Consider the following 673-nt stretch of genomic DNA (forward strand, 5'->3'; position numbering starts at 1 on the left):
GACGACGACAAGATGAACCACGTGTTCATCAAGCCGCACAAGGCTGACCTCGTCAACACGCTGCATCTGACGACGAATCTGCGCGAGTACGACTTCACGCTTATCGCCTCGCCGGTGGGCGGCATGTTCTATCAAACCGTGCGCTTTCAATACCCGCGCGCGCCGATGGCCCGCGTCAGCGCACGCGATGACGCGACGGCCAACGGCAGCCGCGGTGGTGCCGATTCGGGAAGCATCAGTGTTGCGCCGGACAAGCTGAACTGGGATTACAGCGTCGAAGGCCGCGCCGAGTTCACGCCGGAGACTGTCTTCGACGACGGCCATGCGGTCTGGATGCGCATGCCTGCCAAAGCGCAGGAGTGGCCCGTGCCGTTTATTTTCGACCACGGCGATCGCGTCGTCGCGAACTTCATTCGCCGCGGCGACTTCCTTGTTCTTCAACGTCTTGCCGACGAGATCGTCCTGCGTTCCGGCAAGGACGAGGTCACGGTGACGCGCGGCCGCCGCCGCTTGCTCGGGGTGTTCTGATCGTGGCGAAGAAACCGGACTCGGCTACGCCCAGCGCGGAGCAAGAAGCACTCGTCAAAGGTAAGACGCCACGCAATGCGATCATGAGCATCGGCATTCTTGCTGCTGTCGTGATCGGCGGCTTGGGCTTCTACTACCAGCTGCA

At 62.1% G+C, this 673-nt stretch carries 1 protein-coding gene; it reads left to right on the forward strand.

Translation table 11 applies throughout. The annotated features are described in order from the left end of the window. The first annotated feature begins 21 nt into the window (after positions 1 to 21). Entirely contained in the window at positions 22 to 528 is a 507-nt protein-coding gene (locus tag AWB81_RS43920) for a TrbG/VirB9 family P-type conjugative transfer protein (protein WP_235026281.1), read from the forward strand. The last annotated feature ends 145 nt before the right edge of the window (positions 529 to 673 follow it).

It is taken from the genome of Caballeronia arationis (assembly GCF_001544975.2).
GTDB classification, from domain to species: Bacteria; Pseudomonadota; Gammaproteobacteria; order Burkholderiales; family Burkholderiaceae; genus Caballeronia; species Caballeronia arationis.